Source organism: Mesorhizobium sp. M0968 (assembly GCF_040319065.1).
Classification (GTDB): domain Bacteria; phylum Pseudomonadota; class Alphaproteobacteria; order Rhizobiales; family Rhizobiaceae; genus Mesorhizobium.
The window spans coordinates 301351-318401 of the sequence record NZ_JAMYNL010000002.1 but is presented as its reverse complement, the minus strand read 5'-3'; the positions used below and the strand labels follow the sequence as shown (position 1 = coordinate 318401).

Annotated in this window: 13 protein-coding genes; 5 read left to right on the top strand and 8 right to left on the bottom strand. The window is 60.1% G+C overall.

What is annotated here, in order from left to right; genetic code table 11:
* Positions 1-248: 248 nt before the first annotated feature.
* The 5 genes from NKH67_RS04325 (at position 249) to gspG (ending at position 10536) form a co-directional block, all read left to right on the top strand.
* Complete coding sequence (locus NKH67_RS04325; RefSeq protein WP_352500991.1) at positions 249-6335, top strand: RHS repeat-associated core domain-containing protein; 6087 nt, start codon at positions 249-251, stop codon at positions 6333-6335.
* Positions 6328-6696, top strand: coding sequence for a hypothetical protein (locus NKH67_RS04320; protein ID WP_352500990.1), 369 nt, complete (start codon positions 6328-6330; stop codon positions 6694-6696). The genes NKH67_RS04325 and NKH67_RS04320 overlap by 8 nt, the downstream gene beginning before the upstream one ends.
* Before the next feature lie 761 nt (positions 6697-7457).
* Positions 7458-9584: a type II secretion system secretin GspD gene (gene gspD / locus NKH67_RS04315; protein ID WP_352500989.1), complete on the top strand. Its 2127-nt coding sequence runs from the start codon at positions 7458-7460 to the stop codon at positions 9582-9584.
* Complete coding sequence (locus tag NKH67_RS04310; protein ID WP_352500988.1) at positions 9584-10081, top strand: prepilin peptidase; 498 nt, start codon at positions 9584-9586, stop codon at positions 10079-10081. The genes gspD and NKH67_RS04310 overlap by 1 nt, the downstream gene beginning before the upstream one ends.
* Positions 10078-10536: a type II secretion system major pseudopilin GspG gene (gene gspG, locus NKH67_RS04305; protein WP_352500987.1), complete on the top strand. Its 459-nt coding sequence runs from the start codon at positions 10078-10080 to the stop codon at positions 10534-10536. The genes NKH67_RS04310 and gspG overlap by 4 nt, the downstream gene beginning before the upstream one ends.
* Before the next feature lie 24 nt (positions 10537-10560).
* Here gspG and NKH67_RS04300 read toward each other — a convergent pair whose 3' ends face one another.
* Genes NKH67_RS04300 through gspM form a run of 8 tightly spaced genes read right to left on the bottom strand, consistent with a single transcriptional unit; the run spans position 10561 to position 17051 of the window.
* Positions 10561-11286, bottom strand: a complete 726-nt coding sequence (locus NKH67_RS04300; protein ID WP_352500986.1) for a type II secretion system protein GspJ — start codon at positions 11284-11286, stop codon at positions 10561-10563.
* Entirely contained in the window at positions 11283-11666 is a 384-nt protein-coding gene (locus tag NKH67_RS04295) for a prepilin-type N-terminal cleavage/methylation domain-containing protein (RefSeq protein ID WP_352500985.1), read from the bottom strand. The genes NKH67_RS04300 and NKH67_RS04295 overlap by 4 nt, the downstream gene beginning before the upstream one ends.
* On the bottom strand, positions 11663-12136 hold the full coding sequence (locus tag NKH67_RS04290; protein WP_352500984.1) for a GspH/FimT family pseudopilin: 474 nt from the start codon (positions 12134-12136) through the stop codon (positions 11663-11665). The genes NKH67_RS04295 and NKH67_RS04290 overlap by 4 nt, the downstream gene beginning before the upstream one ends.
* Complete coding sequence (locus tag NKH67_RS04285; RefSeq protein ID WP_352500983.1) at positions 12133-13350, bottom strand: type II secretion system F family protein; 1218 nt, start codon at positions 13348-13350, stop codon at positions 12133-12135. Before NKH67_RS04285 ends, NKH67_RS04290 begins: the two co-directional genes overlap by 4 nt.
* Complete coding sequence (locus NKH67_RS04280; RefSeq protein WP_352500982.1) at positions 13350-14993, bottom strand: GspE/PulE family protein; 1644 nt, start codon at positions 14991-14993, stop codon at positions 13350-13352. The genes NKH67_RS04285 and NKH67_RS04280 overlap by 1 nt, the downstream gene beginning before the upstream one ends.
* Positions 14990-15907, bottom strand: a complete 918-nt coding sequence (locus tag NKH67_RS04275) for a hypothetical protein (RefSeq protein ID WP_352500981.1) — start codon at positions 15905-15907, stop codon at positions 14990-14992. Before NKH67_RS04275 ends, NKH67_RS04280 begins: the two co-directional genes overlap by 4 nt.
* Positions 15904-16449, bottom strand: coding sequence for a hypothetical protein (locus NKH67_RS04270; RefSeq protein WP_352500980.1), 546 nt, complete (start codon positions 16447-16449; stop codon positions 15904-15906). The genes NKH67_RS04275 and NKH67_RS04270 overlap by 4 nt, the downstream gene beginning before the upstream one ends.
* Positions 16446-17051, bottom strand: a complete 606-nt coding sequence (gene gspM, locus NKH67_RS04265) for a type II secretion system protein GspM (RefSeq protein WP_352500979.1) — start codon at positions 17049-17051, stop codon at positions 16446-16448. The genes NKH67_RS04270 and gspM overlap by 4 nt, the downstream gene beginning before the upstream one ends.

Below are 17051 nucleotides of genomic sequence, written 5' to 3'. Positions count from 1 at the left end.
TCAGGGATCCTCTTCGCGTAATGATGCGTCCCGAATGTTGGCCATTGGACCAGGCTTCACAAAATTTCCTGTGGATATTCGGTTTGTGACGATGCGGTGTCGTATTCGTTTGGTTTCGGTTGAGTAGAAGTAAGCAACTTGGGCTCGGGGGAATCATGAACAAGTTGCTTGTTGGAGCGGCATTGCTTGCCGCCGGCGTCTTCGGCGCAGATACATCTTTCGTTTCTTATATTAGAAGCTCTGCAGGGATGGCGGCTTTTGCGCAGGACGCGCAAGGGACTTCGCCAGATGTTGGCGCACCCTCGGGGGACGGCCTTGGCAATGGCGGGGCGGCACTTGGCTCGGGACTAGGCTCCGGCACCGATGATGCGGGCGCCACGCCCGCAGCCAGTGCGACGGATGAACCCGCTTCTGGCAGTGCAACGGCGACCGATAGCCCAGACGCGGCAGCCGAGGTAGGAACGGCAGATCAGCCGACCGACGCAGAAGCCGCGCCAGAGGACCCTGCCGCGGCGACCTTGGCGACGACCACGACCACCGAAAGCGATCCCGAGGCGATTGGCACGCCGAAGGTGGATCTGCCGAAGAATTCCGGCAATGGCAATCTCGGCTACGCCATCGGCATCGATGTTTCGGATTTCCACGGCATCGAGCCCTCGATCGCACTTAACTACAATTCTTCGCGCAAGACCAAGATCGGCGGTCTCTACCAGGGTTGGCTGGGCTATGGCTGGGGGCTTGATGGCTTTGACGTCATCGAGCGGGCAAGCCCCGGCTATGGCATGCCGGCCTTCGATGCTGGCGACATCTATCTGCTCGACGGCCAACAGCTGGTCGCCTGCGTGGCCGGCATGGTGTCGCCATCGTGCGCGACCGGCGGCACGCATGCGACGGAGAATGAATCCTATCGCCGCATTGCGCTGAACAGCACCACCAATGAATGGAAGGTGACGGATCGCGACGGCACAGTCTCGACGTTCCGCTCGGTGGCGGCCGTGGCCAACCTGAACCCACCTGTCGGCACGCCGTCCTATGATCTCGCCCAAAGCTATCGCTGGCTGCTGACCTCCGTCACCGACACCAACGGCAACAATGTTGCCTACAGCTACACCTGTCCGGCAAGCCCGGTCTGCTACCCCGACACGATCAGCTACAACGGCAGCGTCGTAAAATTCTATCTGGAGACACGGCCTGACCTCATCCTGATGGGCAATGGCCGCGACATCTCGGAGACCGGCCAGCGCATCAAGGCGATCTCGCTCAAGGTCGGCACAGCACTGCGCAGCGCCTACAAGCTGACTTACGATCAGGCGCCGTTCTCCAACGCCTCACGTCTGACCGTCGTCACCCGCTACGGCACCGATGCCACCATCGCCGCCGATGGCACCATTACCGGCGGCACCGCAAAGCCACTCGGCCAGATGACCTACCAGAACACCGATGGGGTCTACAGCACCGTCAATGCGCGGCTCTACGAGCATACGGAGTTCAGCCTTTTTCCGCCGAGCTATACCAATCCACACGAAGTCGGCGACCTTGACTTCGACGGCCGCGACGAGGTCTTCGGGGACTATACCGAAACGACGATGTCCGGGCAGACAACAACGACCAATGTCTACAAGCGCATCATCAAGTTTGGTGCAGGCGGAACTCCAGCAGACAACAAGACCGTATTTCTGCGTGTCAAGTCGCCCTCAGAGTCCCCGCCACCACCGGACCCAAACGACCCAAACCAACAGCCCCCACCCAAACCGATCTTTTTCTCGGATCCCGGCCGATTTCTCTCAACCAAGAACACGATGGACTTCGTGTACTATACGAATGGCCCCGGTGGCAGCGTGTTCCCCCTTCAGCCAGGATATTACTCCCAAGGCGCGCTTCTTCTAACCGATGCTCAACTGGGCATGATCAAATCCGACTGCAATCCGACAGCGCCGACCGGCTATCAAACCGTCTGCAGTGCGTTGCCGTACGGGACCAATTTGGCCACGCGTCCTGACGCGCCGACATTTGTCGCCGATCCTGACGGTGATGGCGTCGACAATCTCAATGTCAATGCGAACGGTGATTTGAACAAGGTCATTGGTGTTGGCGATTTCCTCGGCAACGGGCACCAGCAGCCGTTGTTCGCCGTAGGGCTACTGGGCGGAGACGCAAAGAAGGGTGTCCTGTCAAACGGTGCATGGGAGCTGGCCGATCCGTCGTTTTCGACCGGGTGCTCGACCGCTGCCGGCTCGGGCGGCACCTGCGTCCTGGCCGATGTGAACGGCGACGGCGCGACTGACATTGTCCGTTACAGCGGTGACAGCAATATCCGAGTATTTCTGTCGACCGGGATCGACTTCAAGGGATACGGCGACCACAACGCGGCCGGAATAGCGATATTGCGGGATTTTGATAGTGACGGCCGGATGGACCTCATCACAGTGGACGGCAGCGATCTTGGGCCCTACGGCACAGCCGCGATCAAGGTCTTCTCCCTGCAGCCCTCATCGAAGGACTTCAATCCAGTACGGTTTTATCTTCCTTCCGAGATGAGCGCCGGCACATTGATCGGCGACTTCAACGGCGACGGCCTGCCGGACTTTACCGATTACAACAAGCACATGTTCATCTCGGCGCCAGGTGCTGGCAATCCGAACCTGCTGCGCAGTGTCGTGACGGAACTCGGCGGAACGGTTGCGGTGGAGTATGCGCCGTCCTCGACCTGGGCGAACACCTACCTGCCGCAGGTGGTGCATGCGGTGACAAAACTGTCGGTCGGCGACGGCCGCGGCCAGACGGCGGTGAGCACGTACACCTATGCCGGCGGCAAATACGATCCGGCGGCGCGCAAATTTTTGGGCTTTGCCTCGATCGTCGAGACCAAACCGCTGGCCAATGGCGAGACGGCGGCCTCGAAGGTCGAGACCACCTACCGGCAGGACCTGGCAAGCTACGGCCTGCCGTCGCTGACGCTGTGGAAGGATAGCGCAGGCACCGTCCACAAGCAGGTCGCCGAGACCTATGCGGTCAATAATGCGACAAAGCCCTACACGGTGCAGAATACGGCGACCGACACGACGCTGACCGAGAACATTGCACGTACCCTCAGGGTCGAGCGGGCGTTCGACGCCTACAACAACGTCACCAGCATCAAGGACCATGGCCGCACCGACGTCAGCGGCGACGAGACGTGGACGGTGGCGAGCTTTGCGCCGAACACGAGCGCCTACATCGTCTCGCTGCCGAGCAGCCAGACGGTGCGCGCCGGGCTGGACACCAGCTTCCCCTATATCGGCTACGACGAGACCTATTATGACGGCGGCGCCAATTCGACACCGCCGGCCAAAGGCGACGTCACCCGCAAGCGCGGCTTCTCCGATTACTACTCGGCGCCGCAAAAGGAGGTGAACCAGTATTTTGCCTATGACAGCTTTGGCAACAAGCTCTCGGCCACCAACGGCCTCGGCCACAAGAGCGAGTGGGACTATGACGCGGCCTATCACCTCTATCCGGTGACAGAACGCGCGCCGCGCTATTTTGCCACCGGCGGCCAGAGCGCCGACGCCCGCTTCGTCTCGAGCGCCACCTACAATCCAGTCTGCGGGCTGCCGGCGACGAAGACCGACATCAACGGCCTGATCAAGACCTTCACCTACGATCCGTTCTGCCGGCCCTACCAGGTCTCGCAAAGCGTCACCGGCACCTATGCCAAGACGCGCTTCGAGAATGAAGGCAATCCGGCGACGCAGGCGCTGACCAAGCTGACGCCGCTGCCCAATGGGGCGGGCGAGGATTTTGTCCGCTCCTATTATGACGGGCTCGGCCGGGTCTACCGGGTGGAAACGCCTGGCGAGACGGCGGCGGGAGCAAAGCGCATTGCCGACACCGATTTTGATCTGCGCGGCAATGTCCTGCGCACCGCCTTCCCGCGCTTTATCGGCGACACCGCGCAGTGGACGACCAACTCCTACGACTGGAACGACCGGCTGGTAAAGGCCGTCTATGCCGACGCCAGCCAGACGCTTTTCGCCCACAGCCTCGACACCGGCACCGGCACCAATCCGCGGCTTTACGCTGTAACCCAGACCGACCAGATCAATGCGACCACGACACGCCAGTCGAAGAGCGTGGCCTCGACGCGCGGCGATGTCGTGCAAATCGTGCGCGATCTCGGCGGGCTTAATCTGACGGAGGGCCGCAGCTACGATGTGCTTGGCCATCTGACCGGGGTCAGCGATCCCGGCGGTTCGAGCTGGAGCTATGGCTATGACATGGTCGGCAACCGGCTTTCTGCCTCGGATCCCGACCTCGGCACCTGGTCCTACGTCTATGACGGCGCCAACCGGCTGGCCAGCCAGACCGATGCGCGCGGCACGGTCACCAGCCTTGCCTATGACCAGATGGACCGGCTGACCCTGAAGACGGCAACGGCGTCGGGCGGAAGCGCGGTGACGCTGACGCAAAACACCTACGACCAGGCGACGGCCGGCTTCTACAACATCGGCCAGCTCACCACCTCCACCAACCCCGCCGCCACTCAAAGCAACAAGTATGACGGCTTTGGCAAACCCGCCCGCCAGGACGTCACCATCGGCACGCTGACCCACACCACGACCAGCGTGCGCGATGCCTCGGGCCAGACGCTGCGCACCCAGTATCTGCCGGTGCAGCTCGACTTCGGCACGCTTGCCGCACCGCTGCAATACACGGCCGCCAACAAGCTGCTCTCGGCCTCAGGCTTCATCACCTCGACACTCTACGAGGCCGATGGCCAGACGAAGGAGATCACCTACGCCAATGGCGTAAAAACCTCCTTCACCTACTCTCCGACCCGCCGCTGGCTGACCCGCGTCACCACGGCCAAGGGCGCCACAGTCCTGCTCGACGACCAGTATGCCCGCGATCTCATCGGCCGCATCACCGGCACGACCGGGCTGACCGCTGCCGACAGCTGGACCTATGGCTACGACAAGGCCGACCGGCTGACCTCGAGCGACAATTTTGGCAACAACACGCTCGACGAGACCTTCGTCTATGCCGCCAACGACAATCTGACCTCGCGTACGCGCGTTGCGGGGACGTACGTCTATCCCGCGGCGACAGCACCACGCCCGCATGCTCCGACCGCGGTCGGCGCCAAGACGCTCGCCTATGACGCCAACGGCAACATGACCGCCGACGGTACCAGGACGCTGACCTGGGACGAGGCCAACCGGCTGAAGACAGTCACCCAGGCCGCCAGCACCGTTTCTCTCTCCTACGGCCCGGACGGTGCACGCGCCAAGAAGACCTCATCCTTCGCCACCACGCTCTATCCCGACGCCTCCGTCGAGATCGATCCGGCGACACCTGGAGCAGAAATCTACACCCGCTACCCCCATCCCGACGTCAAGGTGACCGGCGCGACAAAAGCCTTCCTGCATCGCGATCACCTGGCTTCGGTGCGCATGGTCACCGATGCCTCGGGCGCCATCGCCGAGCAGACCAACTACGCAACCTATGGCGAGCGTCTCAACACCGGCTTCCAGACGCAAAAATCCTATATCGGCGAGCGCTTCGATCCCGAGACAGGGCTGCTGTATCTCAATGCCAGATACATGGATCCGGTGCTGGGGAGGTTCATCTCGCCCGACGATTGGGATCCAACGCTGCCGGGCGTCGGCACCAACCGCTATGCCTATGCCCAGAATGATCCGGTGAATAAGAGCGATCCGAATGGGCATGCCGAAGGCAATCCGGGCTACTGGGGTCCGGGTGGAATTGGGCCGGTCGACACCGGCAATGCCTATGTTGATGAAGCGCTTAATTCACTCGTCTCTGGAGCGAACATGGTTGCGGGTCCCGTCTTTGACCTAGCCGCTTCTTTTGACCCTTATGCAGATGTTGCTAACAATGCTGCAATAACAACGCCCTTTGCCTTCGATGATGTTGCGGCGGGAGGTGGAAAATTGCTTGCGACTGCAGGCGTAACCTGGAGGGCTAAAACTATGGAGAGATTGCTTGAAAGGGCGCCTAGTTTGACAGTTGCACAGCGAAAAAGTCTAAAAGAATTTGTCGGCAAGGCGGTATCGAATTCGAAAAATAATATGTCCGTAGTAATAGACCCAAGTACGGGCAACGCGACTTTCAATACTGTATCTCCCGGGAAGGTCCCCGGTTCGTACGCGACTTACGAGAAGGTCGTGACGCCTGACGGCAAATCGGCTAAGTTTAGCAAAAAAGTGTTCGACCCTGACGGAAACCTTATCTCAGACAAAGACAAGCTTGAAAAAATGTCAGAAGCGAAAAAGGCCGCGTCCGGCTCCGATGCAGCGCAATCAAAAAAACCAGAGGTTCCAACCGGTGAGTAGAAAGTCTGAAGACGGTAGGCGGATCGACATTGTAAACAGACTCGTCCATTTAGACGGGGGCGCTCCATCGCTGTTCACCGATATGTTAAGAGAATTTGAGTGGGATTACGATGGACTTCCGTATATCCTTACCCGCGATGATGTGTCTGATATTTTAGAGCGATACATAGATGGAAAGCTGAGCTCTGAAGAACTTGAAGCATGGGCCGACGCAATCGAATTGCGAGAAGACATTCAATATGAGGAAAAGAACGAAGATTGGATAAATGACGTCATATTTACTCTTGCAAGTACGGTTTTGAATGGGCCTATAACTTTGGAAAAAGTGAAAGAGTTACTAAAAATATCTGGTGGCGATTAGATTATATATAATTAACGCGGCTGTTGGAATTACGGTGACACCCATTAGCCGGCCTCCCGTCAAGGGCGTGCGGAACTTTTTGGCGGCGTCAGCCGCCAATTTGCATTCTTCTTTCCTTCCCTTAGCGGCAGGTTTGAACCGCACCCGTTTCTTCACGCTTGGCTGGGACGAACGATCGCGCCAGATACCCGTAGGGATCAAGCATTGGTCAGGCCTTGCGGCTTTTCCTCGCCCTGGCGGCTCAGCCGCCCCAGAAGAACGTTGGTTCCGCGCCGTGTCCAAAGGGTCTTTCAGTTTCCATGGCTGTCGGGTTCTCGACGCCAATCTCCGCCTGGCTCCCGGCGCGGGCGATCCGCTTCACATTGCCGCTGGCGACGGCGATCCGGCGTCCAATTCAGTTCAGCTGGTTGCACCCCATTCACCGTACGTGGCTCGCCGGACCGCCGTCTTCCTTCAGGCGAAGCAGCGCATCAAATCGAACGGCCGGCCCTCTTCAGGATGTGGCAGCAGGCGCGGGAAATGCGGTGACAGGGGAAATGCGGTGACAGTGCACTTTTTGCCATGTTCGCGCAGCCATCGCTTTCAGCACCGCTTCCTCATGGAGCAAACGTCCTTTGCTCTCCAAAATCGCACGCGGTCTCCGCCTGACGCCAGCTTACTGCCCTCTTCTATCCACCTGTGGACAGACGCGAAATAACGCCAGCAATTCCAGCGCCCATCCCCAAGAAGCCCTAGGCTAAAACCTTAGGGGAATCGGGCGGATGTCGATCAGGCTGAGTAATCGCGTGGTGTTGTGCACCCTGCTCGCGTGCGCCGGCTGCACCTCCCCGTCAGGCAAGGATTTTTTCACCGAAACCGTTGATAGCCTGCATGCAAAGAACTCGCCGCTGCGGGCGGGATATAACGTTTCCCATCCCTTAACTGCGGCAGGTGAAGCCCAGCGCTTCTCCGGCGCGCAGTATCAGGGCTCCGGTAATTTCGTGTCCTCTGGCGCGCCAATCGCCCAAGTAACGGCGGATGGTTCTGGTCAATTCGAGCTCAATCTGGTCAACGCACCTGTCGCACAAGCGGCGAAAGCCGTGCTTGGCGACGCGCTGCATCTCAACTACATCGTCGATCCGCGCGTGCAGGGGACGGTGACGCTGCAGACGTCGCAACCTGTATCGCAGGATGCACTGGTCGATATCCTGGAATCCGCACTTGCCATAAACAATGCCGGGATCACCAAACGCGCCGGCACGTACCAGATCGTTCCGCTGTCCGATATCATGTCCAGTCCGCCCTCGGTCAGCGTACCTTCGGTCTCACCCTCCGGCCCTGGCATCAAGGTGCAGGTGCTGCAGTTGCAGTACATCGCAGCTGACGAAATGAAGACGATTCTCGAGCCGATCACCCGCCAGGGTTCCGTGCTCAGAGTCGATTCCACCCGCAATCTGATCACTGTCGCCGGCAACAACAGCGACCTCGATGCCATTCGCGAAGCGGTGTCGGTGTTCGACGTCGACTGGATGCGCGGCATGTCGGTCGCCCTTCATCCCCTGAAAACCTCAAAGCCTGAAGCAGTTGCCTCAGAGCTCGATTCGATCTTCGGCACCAAGAACGGCCCTGGCGCCAAGATCATCCAGTTCATTCCCAACGATAGGCTGAATTCGGTGCTGGTGATCACCTCGCGTCCCGCCTATCTCAGCCGCGCCGCGGTGTGGATTGGCAAGCTCGACAAGCTGGCCGAGACCAATGAAGACCAGCTGTTCGTCTATGAAATCCAGAACCGCCCGGCCAAGGAACTGGCTGCCGTGCTGAGCTCCGTGCTCGGCACTTCGGTCAAAACCGAGGGCGAGATGGCCGGCGCGAACGTCTCGCCCGACATGACGCCGATCGCGTTGCAGTCGGACGGGGTGACGCCCGTGCCATTGACCGGCCCATCTCCTTCGCTGGCTTTGGCGCCGGACGAACAGTCGCCCACCCATGCCAAGGTCGTTGCCGATGTCGAGAACAATGCGCTGCTGATACAGACCACGGCACGAGACTATGATCGCATCCAGCAGATCCTGTCCAAGCTCGACATCCTGCCGACGCAAGTCATGCTGGAGGCGGTGATCGCCGAGGTGACGCTGAACGACGAACTGAAATTCGGGCTTCGCTGGTTCTTCGAAAACAATGGTATGAAGATTTCGCTGTCCGACGTGGCCAGCGGTTTCACCGGCGCAACCTTCCCCGGTTTTGGCTGGACCTACGCGACCGACAACATCCAGGTTACGCTGAACGCACTCGCCAGCGTCACCGACGTCAATGTGATATCGGCGCCGACCATCATGGCGCTCAACAACCAGAAGGCAATCCTGCAGGTTGGCGATCAGGTGCCGATCATCACACAGCAGGCCGTGGGAACATCAACCGCCGACGCACCGATCGTCAATTCGGTCGAGATGAAGGACACTGGTGTCATACTCACGGTCACGCCGCGCATCAATAATGCCGGCCGTGTCATGCTCGATATCAGCCAAGAAGTCAGCAACGTCACCAAGACGACCAGCTCCGGCATCGATTCGCCAACCATTCAGCAGCGGAAGATCCAGACGCGCGTGCTGGTCAATGACGGCGAGAGCCTGGCGCTCGGCGGCCTTATCCAGGAACGCAACAATGTCGATCGCGGCCAGGTGCCGATCCTCGGCGACATCCCGATCATCGGCAACGCCTTCAAGCACAAGAGCGACAGCGTCGGGCGGACCGAGCTGATCATTTTCATTCGTCCGCGCGTTATCCGCGACATCAGCGAGGCGCGGCAGGTCACCGATGAATTCCGCGGCAAGATCAGCCTGCGGACGCCGATCCAGCAGCGCCGCGGCGGAACCCCTCTGCAACAGAATCTCAAACGACTGAAATACTGATGGGCGCCCACTTGTCTCTCGTGCTGACTGCGACGATCGCGCTGGCGGCAATCCTTGTCACCATTTCAGTCGCGGATTTTCGAAGGCTGATAATTCCCGATGAACTCAATCTGGCGTTGGCTGGCACGGGCCTTGGCTTCCAAGCTGCGACACAACTAGATCAGGTCCCTAGCCAAATCCTGTTCGCTGCTGGAACCTTGTCCGCTGTCTGGCTCGTCCGTCGCGGTCATTTCGCAATGACCGGCCGCATCGGTCTCGGGCTCGGTGACGTCAAAATGCTTGGCGCCGCCGCATGCTGGATCAACCCGCTGCTGCTGCCGGTCTTGCTGTTCATAGCAAGCGCAAGCGCGCTGTTATTCATCGGTGGTCAGGTGGTCGCGGTGGGTCCGGCGGCGGCACGGGCACGCGTTCCCTTCGGTCCGTTCATCGCGGCAGGTCTTGGCTGCACCTGGGTGCTGGAACAATTTGCAGGTTGGAACATGGGATCACTCCAATGACTTCTCTCCGTTTCATTCGACCAAGCAGAAAACACCGCCGTGAAAGCGAAAATCATGAAAGCGGCTTTACGCTGGTCGAGCTTCTGGTCGTGCTTGCCATCATCGCGCTGATCGCCACGCTCGCCGCCCCGCAGGTTCTGCGCTATCTCGGCTCGGCCAGGACCAATGCGGCCAAGGCGCAAATTCGCAACATCGAAAGCGCCCTCGAACTCTACTATGTTGATAACGCAAAATATCCGACTGCGGAGGAAGGCCTCTCCGCGCTGGTCACGGCGCCTGCCGGCGAAGAGCGCTGGAACGGGCCCTACCTCAAAGGGACTACGGGGCTGAACGATCCCTGGGGGAAACCTTATTCCTATGAGGTGAAGGCCGATGCGAGCGGTGTCTTGATCCGCACCTTCGGCCGCGACAGCAAGCCCGACGGCAGCGGCGAAGATCAGGACATTACCAACTGATCAAGCGTTCCGGATGGGATCGCGTCAGTTCGTGGGCTGCGCTTGGGTATCTGCCAACTCGAGGCGCGCAAAACCTGCGGATGAGTAGGTCGCGCCGTCCCGATCGACCGAGATTGTGAACCGCACAGCGGCCGGCAGGCGCCGCTGGGCGCTCCAGCTGTCCGACCACAGAGATGCTCCTGGCGAGCCGTCGAGATACTCGAATTTTATGGCGGTCACACCAGCAATCAGTCGAACTGATTGGTTTTCTGTTGATCTGCTGCTGTCGCTACCGCGCCGTGGTTTTTGGTCGATGGTCAGGATGTCTTCAACTTGGTCGTCGCTTCCAAGGAAAACGGTAATCTCCCGCAGTGCCGAGGATCTGAAGCCGATCGCCTGAATGCCGCTGAAGTCAATCCGGGCCGACTCACCGCTAAGATAGATCACACTCTCCGGCGACGATTTTGACAACGGCAGCGGTTCCGCACGGCTGATTGCCCTTTCGAGAAACCGCGAGGCAGCATCGACCTCCATCTGCATCTCGGTTGCCTTCTCGATGCGCATCATCGTGCGGGCTTGTCCGAGAAAGACAATCATCAGCGAGGAAATCACGCCGACCAGGGCAAGCCCAACCAGCACGTCGATCAGCGCAAAACCCTCGACCGACGCCGATGACGCGCGAGTTCCACCCAGGCGGCACCATTCGAAGCTGGGCTTGAGGACGGGAAACCCTGGGAGCCACTGTCCGCAACTATCCGATGAGCGGCTCATTGAGAGTCCGTATCCTGGACGGGAACAAACGTCAGAAACGGCTCGCCACGCCCGGCACCAGCGGCGCCGGTTCTCTCAATGATAATCGCTGTTAGTTTCGCGTTCGATATCTCAATCGTGCGGGTTTTCAGGCTCCAGCCGGGCTGCGCGGGATCGGAGGGAATTGAGTTCGACCCGGCATTGGTTTGGTAATCGGCCAGCATCGCATGTACTGCGCGAGCGGCTTCGACCTGCGCCTTCGCAACCGAGATGCTGCGGCTCGCCATCACGATCGACTGGCTCGCGATACCAAGAACAAGCGCTAGGATCGTCATCGCGACGATCATCTCCAGGATCGAAAACCCGTCTTCATCGGAATCTGGGGCTGCCTGCGAGATCATGGCAGTTTCTGCCAAGTCGCCAGCCCGGTCAGCCAGTTCACCTCGATGCGTACCGTCTGGCCTTTTCGTTGCAGATCGATGTCCACCCCCGAAGCGCTGCCGTCCGGCAGGAATGTCAAAGTCGCCTGCCGATCCGCAGCCACAGTTTCCAGGCCCGTTGTTACAGTCATCTCGACGTCTTCGGGCAGGACGAGCGTGTCTCGATCATCGAAGCGGATCGCGCCGGCACGCGGATCGATGACTATCTGTTTCGGCCTGGCCGTGACGATTGCAGACGTGCGTGACAGGCGCAGTCGCGTGGTGATCTCGCTCGTCAAGGTCTCCAGGTTCCTGGTTCGATAATTTCTGGCGATGCCCGGAGCTGCAATGGCCGCGACGACAGCCATGATTGCCAGGACGACTAACATCTCGACCAGAGTGAACCCGGCCCTCGTGTTCTCTCGTTGACAGATAGGAGGCGCGGCCGTCATTTCAGGGCCAGATCGTTGATGCTGAGGATCGTCGTCATCACTGAAATGACAAGGCTGCCGACGAGAAAGCCGAGCGAAATCGTCAAGGCTGGAGTCAGCAGTTTCAGCACTGTGTCGATCCGCCGTGTCAGCGCGGCCTGGAGCATCTTTCCGGCGCGATCCAGCACGACGGGAAGCGCGTTCGCATCTTCGCCGAGCGAGATAAGCGACATCGTCGCATTGTCGAAAATGCCGGCCTTGATGATCGCACTATGAAGGCGGGCGCCATTGGCCACGTCGTCTTCGATCGCAGTAAAACTTGCCCATAGTGAACTTTGCCGGGAGACGTTCGCCGACAGGCCAAGCGCTTCGGTCATTGCCACCCCGTTGCCGAGAAGGAGGGACAAAGTCTCAAGATAGCGCGCTATCACCGTGTCCTTAACCAGCGAACCGATCAACGGAATTCTCAGCAGCCAGCGCGACAACAACGCCTTCGCCCCCGCCGACCGCGCAAGAAAGAGATAGAAGAGCAAAGCAACGGTTGCCGCGAGCGGGAACACGAAGGGATAGTCGGAGAAAACGGTTCCGAGCCCGGAAAGCAGCTTCATGGTGAACGGCTTTGCCGCCGACGAGCCTTCGAAGATCGGCTCCAGCGCGGGCACAAGCACCGTCGCCAGAACGACAAGCGCCCCGCTCATGACCACCAGCAGAAAGGCGGGGTAAGTCAGCGCTTCGACGATCGCTGCACGACGCTTTGCCTTTGCTTCGAATGTATCGGCCAGCCTTTGGCAGATGAATGCCATCTTGCCGCTGCGTTCGCCGCTGGCGAGCAACGCCGCGACGTCGGATGTGATCCCCGGCAGGCTGCCAAAGGCTTCCGCAATCGGGCGGCCGCCGGTCGTGAGGTCGAGCACGGACTGCAATTGCTGGCGTCGGGTATGGTTGCCTTCGCCCGAAATCACCGCGCTCAAGGCGCGATCGACGGTGAAACCCGCGTTCAAGAGCACCGAAAGCTCGGAGAAGAGACGGCCGAGATCGACCCGTCGTGTAAATGTCAGCGCGCCGCGTCCCGGCAGCCGAATGAATTGCTTTGCTCTGCCTACGGGAGCGAGATGATAGGACCGACGTCCCTGCTGCGCCAATTTGCGCGCAGCATCCTGCTTGGTCGACGCGTCGAGAACGCCGCTCTCCCGAGTTCCATCGACAAGATAGGCACGATAGGCAAAGGCCGGCATCAACCGCCTCCGTTGAGGTCGATGACGCGCCGGACTTCTTCCATAGTGGTCACTTGCGATTGCGCCAGCGCCTTTGCATGGACCGCCATCGGAACGAGATCGTCTTCCGCTGCAACTCTGCCGATTTCCATTTCGCCGGCGCCCTGGTCGATAAGCTCGGCGATACGCGGCGACACCTGCAGCATTTCGTAGGTCACGGTGCGCCCGCTGTAGCCTGAGCCGTTGCAGGTGCGGCAGGTGCAACCTGTTTGATCCGTCCCATGGCAAGCCGGACAGACGCGGCGCAGCAACCGTTGCGCGATGACGCCTCGGACCGTCGCCCCGAGCAGATAGCCGTCGATGCCCATGTCGCGAAGGCGCGTCAGCGCTCCGGCCGCACTGTTGGTGTGCAGTGTTGAAAATACCAAGTGGCCGGTCAAAGCCGCCTGGACCGCGACTTGCGCCGTCTCGCGGTCGCGAATTTCCCCAAGCAGGATGATGTCGGGATCCTGCCGCAGGATCGAACGAAGGGCGGCGGCAAAGTCGAGATCGATCGCCGGGTTGACCTGCAACTGCGTGATGCCGGCCATTCGGTATTCGACTGGGTCCTCGACGGTGAAAATCTTCACGTCGGGCCGGGAGCGCTCGGCAAGGATCGAATAGAGTGTCGTGGTCTTGCCGCTGCCGGTCGGCCCGGTGATCAGCACGATGCCGTTGGCGGATTGCGACATGCTTCTGATCTTGGCCTGTGCGGCATCGTCGAAGCCGAGTTTTGCCAGCCGCAGCTCGACGCCGGCGCGGTCGAGAATCCTGAGCACGATGGCTTCACCGTGAATGGACGGAATGACCGAGACGCGAAGGTCGATATCCCGGCCACGCACCGCAATGCGCATCCGTCCATCCTGCGGCAGCCGCCGTTCGGCGATATTGAGCCGCGACAGGATTTTTATGCGCGTCGAAATGCCGGAGAGCATCGCCGTCGATGCCGTATCGACGGTGGACAGCATGCCGTCATGCCTGAAGCGGATGCGGACGTGGTCCTCCAGCGGTTCGATGTGGATGTCGGTGGCTCTCGCGTCGACCGCCTTGTGGATGGTGTCGGCGACAAAGCGGACGATCGGCGCCTCGCGGGCAAAATCCTTCAACCGTTCGAGATCGTCAGGGCCGAAATCCGATGAGGCCGCACTGTCTACATCAGACGACACAGCTCCCTTGGCGGACCGCTCGATCCGGTCGATGCATTCAATAACTGTCCGCCTTGGAAGTATTCTAAGCGCCGGCGTTCGCTCATAGTGAAAGGCCAGTGCATCGATCATCGCCGACGAGAACGGATCGGCGACGGCAACAAGCAGGTGCTTCTCATCGATCTCCAGCGGAAGAATGGCGTTTTCGCGCAGGTAGATGAGCGGAACGCTTGAGAATAGCTCAGGATTGAACTCCTCCGGAATGTCGACAGGCGACGGCAAGTTCATGAATCGGCTGAGGCTATCGGCAAGCTCCTGTTCGCCGATCAGGCCGAGTTCGGTCATCACCGTGTCGAACGGATGCCCCGATGTCTTCGCCGCACCCAAAGCGCGTTGGGCTGCGTGCGCGGTGAGCACTTTCTCGCTTTCGAGAAAGGCGAGAAACGCCTCGACGCTGGAGGTTCGGGCAGCCGCGTTCATGAGGCAAATCCCCTCAGGATCTGTGCTGCCTCAGTTCCGAAAAGCGCGTCGCAGTTTCCAGAGGATGTCGCCGTCCCTGCAAGGTCGGTGGCTTCTGCGACGGGATTTCTTGAAAGACGCCGGAAGCCTGCCGCGCTGGCCGGGAATTTCTCGACGACAAATCCGACCTGGCCTGTAATTCCCGATCCATCTCGCCTTGCTATGACTTCGACCGAATAGGCTGAAGCCTCGGTAGCACCTTGCGTGATCGAAGCGCTATTCGCTGATGCACCGGCAAGGACTGTTCGGAGGCGGCTAGAAGCACGGTCGAGGCTGAGCGTGCCGCGCTTCGAAAAAACCGTGAAGACATCATGGAGATCATGCAGCGGCGTCGAAGCAAGGGCGGAAAACTCCTGCAATTCGGAGACGGATTCGAACGGCGCCTGCTTGTTTTGAGCCGGCCCAACGGCGGTTGCAGGCTCGGCGGCCTGCGCGGCGAAAGCATTGATGCTGCCCCGGAATTGGATAGCGGCTTCGGCCAGTTCTTCGGACGTCTGCCGATCGAAACCGAGCGAGGCAAAACCCAGCGACAGCAGATAAGCATCCGCGGCATTGAGATCGATCAGCCCGCTATGGTCCTGTATCCGGACATCGAAGGTGAATTCTCCCGATCGGCAATCTGCCGGCGTGGAATCCAGCGGCAGTTTTTCCGTCCCTGAGCCATTGGCCAATTCGCTCGAAACCACATTGGCCAGGCCTTCGGCAAGCAGCGACAGCCGTTCCTGCTCGACCCCATTGTTGGCGATCATCAACCGTGTCTTTGCTGTCACGGCAAAGGGAACGACGATGGCGGAGACGATCAGCATGAAGACCAGCACAGCAACGAGCGAAAAGCCGGCGCTCGTGCTTTCGTCGTCAAAACGATCGCCACTCATTGGCCAACGCTCCCGACAGGCTGGCCATCCTGGACTGAAGGATAAAGCGAGATACGGGTGACCTTGCCGTCCCGCTCCAGTACGGCCTGGTTTTTGTCGATAGCGGAAAGCGTCCAGCCATCGACGATCTCGCCGTTGCCATACCAGACAGCCGCATCGGCCCCCGCGATCCGCAGCAGTGCCTTCGCCGCTCCGCCGTGAATGCTGATCCCCAGAAGCGATGGCGCCACTATTGGCGCAAGATTCTGCGGCGGTGGCTGCTCGACCGCTACGGAGGCGACTTCGACTGCCGGCGGCTGTACCGGCTCGGGCACGAATTTTCGGCGGGTTGGGCTGAACAGCGGCCGTTCGAAGGTTTCGCTGAAATCACCTGCGTCCGGAATCTGAAGCGATCCTCCGGGGGCGGACATCATTCCTCCGTCTCGCCCCTTTGCCGAAGCGATCGGTGCAATATCGACCGGCGTATCGTAAAGCACCAAATTGACGGCAACGAGGCCCGCAATCGCCGCAGCCAAGGCTAGCCCCGCGAATTTGCCGGTCATGGGTTCGCCCCGGCTGGCGGGGACACCACCTTTGTCTGCAGCGGCCCGTAGAACAGAATCTCGGCAAAAAGCTCCGGATCCGCCGTTCGGTCAGCGGCCGGTCCGACGTCAGTCGCTCGCAAGGTGGCCTCGCGAATGAACAGCACCGGAAGCGAGGTTTCGATGGCGAGGATGGTACCGTGGACGCCTTCCAAGGATCCGGAAAAATCTGCCCGCAGCCCGATAAAGTCGATGCCAGCTTCGCTGAGTGCCGGTGCGTTGCCCGCCGACAGCACCGTCACCCCATTCGCTGCCGCTGTCGCATTCAGCTTGGTCTGAAGCCCACCGCGAATAACCGCCTCGCTTTCCCCGGTTAGAAATTCAGAATTTGTCGCTGCGGCCGGCTCTGATGCCGCTGCACTGTCAAGGCGTTTTGCGAGTGCTGCCACGGCCTGCAACTGGCCCAGCATCTCGCGCTTTTCTTCGATCCCAGCCCTTGCCGAGGCGATGCTGTCAAATGCCATGAACACCATCCAGCCGGCGATGCAGGTCCCTGCTGCCGCGATGGTTAGGGCGATCAGGCGACGCACCATCGGGCGTGCGTTGAGGATGGTGGAGAGCAT